We start from the raw sequence: 6,596 nt of genomic DNA, 5'->3' as shown, positions 1-6,596 counted from the left end.
CTCGCCCGGCTGCGGGTGACCGTCGACCCGGCCGCCGAGTGGCGGCAGATGTACGCCGAGAACGGCCGGCTGATGCGGGACAACTTCTGGCGCCCCGACCTCTCCGGCGTGGACTGGACCGGGGTGCTGGACCGCTACCGGCCGCTGGTCGAGCGGGTCGGCTCGCACGACGAACTGGTCGACCTGCTCTGGGAGGTGCACGGCGAACTCGGCACCTCGCACGCCTACGTGATGCCGTACGGCCGGTACACCGAGCCGGCCCGGCGCCAGGGCCTGCTCGGCGCCGACCTGGTCCGGGACGGCGATCGGTGGCGGATCGCCCGGATCCTGCCCGGGGAGTCCTCCGACCCCAGGGCCCGCTCGCCGCTGGCCGCGCCCGGCGCGGCGATCCGCCCGGGCGACGCGGTGCTCGCCGTCAACGGCCGCCCGGTGGATCCGGTCTCCGGTCCGGCCCCGCTGCTGGCCGGCACGGCGGGCCAGCCGGTCGAGCTGACCGTGACCGGGAAGGACGGCACCGAACGGCGCCACCCGGTGGTCGTCCCGCTGGCCGACGAGGAGGCGCTGCGCTACCACGACTGGGTGGCCGGGCGGCGGGCCGCGGTGCGCGAGCTGTCCGGCGGGCGGCTGGGCTACCTGCACATCCCCGACATGCAGACGGCCGGCTGGGCCCAGCTGCACCGCGACCTGCGCGGCGAGATGGCCCGGGAGGGCCTGGTCGTCGACGTCCGGGGGAACCGGGGCGGGCACACCTCGCAGCTGGTGATCGAGAAGCTGGCCCGCCGGATCGTCGGCTGGGACGTCATCCGGGACACCGACCACCCGGTGCCCTACCCGGCGGACGCCCCGCGCGGGCCGGTGGTCGCGCTCGCCGACGAGTTCACCGGCTCGGACGGCGACGTGATCGGCGCCGCCGTGCAGGCGCTCGGGATCGGCCCGGTGGTCGGCACCCGCACCTGGGGCGGGGTGATCGGCATCGACAGCCGCTACCGGCTGGTCGACGGCACCCTGGTCACCCAGCCCAAGTACGCGCTCTGGATGGAGAACTACGGCTGGGGCCTGGAGAACCACGGCGTCGACCCGGACGTGGAGGTGCCGTTCGCCCCGCACCACTGGGCGGCCGGCGAGGACCCCCAGCTGGCCGAGGGCGTCCGCATCGCGCTGGCGGGGCTCGCCGGGACCCCGGCCCGCACGGCGCCGCCGCTGCCCTGGGCGTAGCGGGGCACGGTCCGCGGAGCGGGAGGCCGGACGGGCCGACTTCCCGCTCCGGCGCGCGGGGGCGTGGGTAGGATGCGGGGCTGCTTCTTGATCCACAGTTCACGGGGGAACACCACATGGCGCAGGGCTACCCGCCGCCGCAGTACGACCGGAATCCATACGCGCAGCCGCAGCCGCAGCCGCAGCCGCAGCACCAGCAGCCGTACCCGCCGCAGCCGTACCCGCAGTCACAGCCGTACCCGCAGCCGCAGCACCAGCAGCCGTACCCGGCCCAGGGGCACGCGCCGCAGGGGTACCCGGCGCAGCAGCAGCCGTACCCGCAGCCGTACCCGCCCCAGCCCCACCCGGGCCCCCACCCGGGGCCCGGGCAGCCGCGGCGGGCACTGCCGCCCTGCCCCAAGGAGGCGGGCGGCGGACGGCGGTTCCTGGCGATCGTGCTGGACTGGCTGTTCGCGGTCGGCCTCGGCTTCGTCGCCGCCAACGCCGCGAGCCGCCCGAGGGCCTCGCACGCGGCCGGCCACGCCGCGCAGGGCGGCGGGCCGATGGTGCCGTACTTCGTGGCGCTGCTGGCGGTCGGCCTCGCCGCGTCCTTCCTCAACCAGGTGGTGCTCGCCCGGCTGACCGGCTTCAGCGTGGGCAAGGGGGTCATGGCGATGCGGGTGGTGCGCCGCAAGGGCGTGACGCGGCCGAACACCTGGCGGCTCACCAGGCGTTGGCTGATCGGCTTCGTCATCCTCGCGGTCGCCTTCCTCACCGAGGACTTCGACACGGACGACGGCGACGTCGTCGGCATGCGCGCGGTGCGCTGGAAGCACCTCCAGGAGTACCGGCAGGCCGTCGCCCCGCTCGGCTAGGCTGCGCCCGTACGGCCCCACCACCCGACGTACCGATCCCGACGTACCGATCCCGAGGAGGGAACCATGGCCGGCGAGCCGCAGCCCGACTGCGTGTTCTGCAAGATCGTGGCGGGCGAGATCCCGGCGACCGTGGTGCGCAAGACCGAGCGCACCCTCGCCTTCCGCGACATCGCCCCCAAGGCGCCCGTGCACGTGCTGGTGATCCCGCACGTGCACCACCCGAACGCGGCCGCGCTGGCCGCCGCCGAGCCCGAGGTCGCCGCCGAACTGCTCGCCGAGGCGGGCGCGGTGGCCGCGGACGAGGGCATCGAGGACTACCGGCTGATCTTCAACACCGGTGCGGGCGCCGGGCAGACCGTCTTCCACGCGCACGTCCACGTCCTCGGCGGGATGCCGATGACCGAGCGCATGGTCTGACCGCACGTGTCCCAGCGCGAACTCGTCGTCCTCGGCACCGCCAGCCAGGTGCCCACCCGGCACCGCAACCACAACGGCTACCTGCTGCGCTGGGACGGCGAGGGCCTGCTGTTCGACCCCGGCGAGGGCACCCAGCGCCAGATGCTGCACGCCGGGGTCACGGCCACCCAGATCACCCGCATCGCCGTCACCCACTTCCACGGGGACCACTGCCTGGGCCTCGCGGGGGTGATCCAGCGGATCAACCTCGACCGGGTCCCGCACCCGGTGGACGTCTACTTCCCGGCCTCCGGCGAGGTCTACTTCGAGCGGCTGCGGCACTCCACCGCCTACCACGAGACGGCTGTGCTGCGGCCCCGGCCGATCGACGAGCCCGGGCCGCTGCCGGCGCCCGGCGCCCGCTTCGCGCTGGACGCCGTCCGGCTGGACCACCCGGTGGAGTCCTTCGGCTACCGGTTGTCCGAGCCGGACGGCCGCCGGCTGGTGCCGGAGCGGCTGGCCGCCCTCGGCGTGCGCGGCCCGGCGGTCGGCCGGCTCCAGCACGAGGGCGCGATCGAGGTGGACGGCCGTACCGTCACCCTGGGCGAGGTCAGCGAGCCGCGGCCGGGCCAGAAGTTCGCCTTCGTGATGGACACCCGGCTGTGCGAGGGCGTGCACGCCCTCGCCGAGGGGACCGACCTGCTGGTCGTCGAGGCGACCTTCACCGACGCCGACGCCCGGCTCGCCGAGGAGCACGGCCACCTCACCGCCGGGCAGGCCGCCAAGGTCGCCGCCGAGGCCGGGGCGCGCACCCTGGTGCTGACCCACTTCTCGCAGCGCTACCCGGACCTCGGCCAGCACCTGGCCGACGCCCGCAAGCACTTCGACGGGGAGCTGGTGCTGGCCGCGGACCTCGACCGGGTGCCCGTCCCGGCCCGCCGCCCGTCGTGACGGGCCCGGCGGAAGCCGTGAAAAAGGGCTCGCGCCGCCCTTCGATCTGCCGGAGCATCGTCGGGTGCGGCCCCGCCGCCCGCCACGGCGATCACGCTCGCGGCGTACCCTGGTGCCCCGGAGACACCGAGCGGCACCCGACACCACGGATGGGATGAGGCAGGCCCCAGCGCCGACCTATGAGTGACACATCGCAGACCCGTACCAACGGACAGTCGCGCCCCGAGCCGGCCGACGACGGCCGCGTCAGTGCCCGGATCGTCATCCCCGAGAAGCACCCGATGGTCACCCTGCTCGGCACCGCGGACTCGCTGCTGCGCGTGATCGAGGAGGGCTTCCCCGCCGCCGACATCCACGTCCGCGGCAACGAGGTGACCGCCACCGGCGCCCGGGCCGAGGTCGCCCTCGTCCAGCGGCTGTTCACCGAGATGATGCTGGTGCTGCGCACCGGCCAGCCCCTGACGGAGGACTCCGTGGAGCGCTCCATCGCCATGATCCGCGGCCAGGAGCAGGACCCGGACAGCCCGGCGCCCTCCCAGGTGTTCACCGCGAACATCCTGTCCAACCGGGGCCGCACGATCCGCCCGAAGACCCTCAACCAGCAGCGCTACGTCGAGGCGATCGACAAGCACACGATCGTCTTCGGCCTCGGCCCGGCCGGCACCGGCAAGACCTACCTGGCGATGGCCAAGGCCGTCCAGGCCCTCCAGGCCAAGGAGGTCAACCGGATCATCCTGACCCGCCCGGCGGTCGAGGCGGGGGAGCGGCTGGGATTCCTGCCCGGCACCCTCTACGAGAAGATCGACCCGTACCTGCGCCCGCTGTACGACGCGCTGCACGACATGATGGACCCGGACTCCATCCCGCGCCTGATGGCGGCCGGCACCATCGAGGTCGCCCCGCTCGCGTACATGCGCGGCCGTACCCTCAACGACGCCTTCATCATCCTGGACGAGGCCCAGAACACCTCGCCCGAGCAGATGAAGATGTTCCTCACCCGCCTCGGGTTCAACTCCCGGGTGGTGGTCACCGGCGACACCAGCCAGATCGACCTCCCGGGCGGCACCCGCAGCGGTCTCAAGGTCGTCCAGGAGATCCTGGCCGACGTGCCCGACATCCACTTCTCCGTCCTCACCAGCACCGACGTGGTCCGCCACAAGCTGGTCGGCCGGATCGTGGACGCCTACGAGCGCTGGGACGCCCGCCAGGAGGCCGAGGACGCCTCCCCGGCGGCCCGCAAGCCCGCCCAGCGGCGCCCCGGCAAGACCACCGCGCCCCGCGCACCCCGACAGTCCCATCGCACCGAAAGCTGAGCACACAGCCCGTCATGTCGATCGACATCGCCAACGAGTCCGGTTGGGACGCCGACGAGGAAGCCATCCTCGACGTCGCCCGCTTCGCACTGGACAAGATGCGGATCCACCCGCAGTCAGAACTGTCCGTGATCCTGGTGGACAGTGCGGCGATGGAGGAGCTGCACATCCAGTGGATGGACCTCCCGGGGCCCACCGACGTGATGTCCTTCCCGATGGACGAGCTGCGTCCCGGCAAGGAGGGCGAGGAGCTGCCGCAGGGCCTGCTCGGCGACATCGTGCTCTGCCCCGAGGTCGCCCAGCAGCAGGGCCTGGCGGCCCCCTCCAAGCACTCGATGGACGAGGAGCTGCAGCTGCTCACCGTGCACGGCGTGCTGCACGTCCTCGGCTACGACCACGAGGAGCCGGAGGAAGAGGAGGAGATGTTCGCCCTCCAGAAGCGCATCCTGGACGACTGGCGGGCGGGCCGGGGCCTCGGTGGCATCTCCCCGGCGCCCACCACCCACTGAGCGCGGAGCCCGAACCCCTGTGAGTGGTGAGAGTACGAGCTTCATCCTCGGTGCCGTGCTGCTCGTCGTGCTCGGCTGGCTGGCCGCGTGCGCCGAGGCGGGCATCTCCCGGGTCTCCCGGTTCCGGGCGGAGGAGGCGGTGCGCAGCGGCCGGCGCGGTTCCGCGCGGCTGCTGACCGTCGCCTCCGACCCGATCCGCTACCTCAACCTGGCGACCCTGATCCGGGTGGCCAGCGAGATGGCGGCGGCCGTCCTGGTCACCGTGGTGTGCGTGCGCAACCTGACGCCCACCTGGCAGGCCGTGCTGCTGGCGTTCGGCGTGATGGTGCTGGTGTCGTTCGTCGCGGTGGGGGTCTCGCCGCGCACGATCGGGCGCCAGCACCCGCTCACCACCGCGACGGCGGCCTCCTTCGTGCTGCTGCCGCTGGCCGCGGTGCTGGGCCCGATCCCGCGGCTGCTGATCCTGCTGGGCAACGCGCTGACCCCGGGCAAGGGCTACCGGGAGGGCCCGTTCGCCTCCGAGGCCGAGCTGCGGGCGCTGGTGGACCTCGCCGAGAAGGACGACCTGATCGAGGACGAGGAGCGCCGGATGGTGCACTCGGTCTTCGAGCTGGGCGACACCATCGTGCGCGAGGTGATGGTGCCGCGCACCGACCTGGTGATGATCGAGCGGCACAAGACCGTCCGGCAGGCGCTCACCCTGGCGCTGCGCTCGGGCTTCTCGCGCATCCCGGTGGTCGGCGACAACGAGGACGACGTGGTCGGCATCGTCTACCTCAAGGACCTCGTGCGGCGCACCCACATCAACCGGGAGGCGGAGTCCGAGGAGGTCGGCGCGGTGATGCGCCCGGCCGTCTTCGTCCCGGACTCCAAGGCGGCCGGCGACCTGCTGCGCGAGATGCAGCAGCGGCGCTCGCACGTGGCGATCGTGATCGACGAGTACGGCGGCACGGCCGGCCTGGTGACCATCGAGGACATCCTGGAGGAGATCGTCGGCGAGATCACCGACGAGTACGACCGGGAGATCGCCCCGGTGGAGGACCTCGGCGACGGCTCGTACCGGATCACCGCCCGGCTGCTGGTGGAGGACCTGGGCGAGCTGTTCGGCATCGAGCTGGAGGACGAGGACGTCGAGACCGTCGGCGGCCTGCTGGCCAAGCACCTGGGCCGGGTGCCGATCCCCGGTTCCTCCTGCGAGATCCCGCTGCCCGAGCCGGTCGAGGGCGGGCTGACCGGGATCCTGCTGACCGCCGAGTCCTCGGCGGGCCGCCGCAACCGGATCGGTTCCATGGTGGCCTCCCCGGTCCGCCGGGCCGAGGGCGGCGAGGAGCCGGCGGGCGAGTAGCGGGTGGGCG

The 6,596-nt window shown here is 73.3% G+C and carries 7 protein-coding genes; all 7 read left to right on the top strand.

The features are described from left to right. Positions 1–1,215 (top strand): PDZ domain-containing protein (locus ACWD4P_RS31520; RefSeq protein ID WP_449782000.1); only part of this gene is annotated, 1,215 nt, incomplete at its 5' end. Between the two features lie 116 nt (positions 1,216–1,331). Continuing rightward, complete coding sequence (locus tag ACWD4P_RS31515) at positions 1,332–2,069, top strand: RDD family protein (RefSeq protein WP_449781999.1); 738 nt, start codon at positions 1,332–1,334, stop codon at positions 2,067–2,069. Between the two features lie 66 nt (positions 2,070–2,135). After that, a complete protein-coding gene (locus ACWD4P_RS31510) occupies positions 2,136–2,489 on the top strand; it encodes an HIT domain-containing protein (protein ID WP_359823540.1) in 354 nt (117 codons plus the stop codon). A 6-nt stretch (positions 2,490–2,495) separates the two neighbouring features. Further along, on the top strand, positions 2,496–3,419 hold the full coding sequence (locus ACWD4P_RS31505; protein WP_449781998.1) for a ribonuclease Z: 924 nt from the start codon (positions 2,496–2,498) through the stop codon (positions 3,417–3,419). A gap of 179 nt (positions 3,420–3,598) precedes the next feature. Continuing rightward, on the top strand, positions 3,599–4,732 hold the full coding sequence (locus ACWD4P_RS31500) for a PhoH family protein (protein ID WP_449781997.1): 1,134 nt from the start codon (positions 3,599–3,601) through the stop codon (positions 4,730–4,732). Positions 4,733–4,746: 14 nt separating this feature from the next. Further along, positions 4,747–5,241: an rRNA maturation RNase YbeY gene (gene ybeY / locus ACWD4P_RS31495; protein ID WP_359823535.1), complete on the top strand. Its 495-nt coding sequence runs from the start codon at positions 4,747–4,749 to the stop codon at positions 5,239–5,241. Positions 5,242–5,260: 19 nt separating this feature from the next. Beyond that, the gene (locus ACWD4P_RS31490) at positions 5,261–6,586 is read left to right on the top strand and encodes a hemolysin family protein (RefSeq protein WP_449781996.1); all 1,326 of its coding nucleotides are present in this window, start codon (positions 5,261–5,263) and stop codon (positions 6,584–6,586) included. Positions 6,587–6,596 lie beyond the last annotated feature (10 nt).

This window comes from Kitasatospora sp. NPDC002543 (assembly GCF_053594915.1).
Note: the sequence above shows the minus strand (reverse complement) of the source record. Positions and strands in the feature narration are given on the sequence as shown.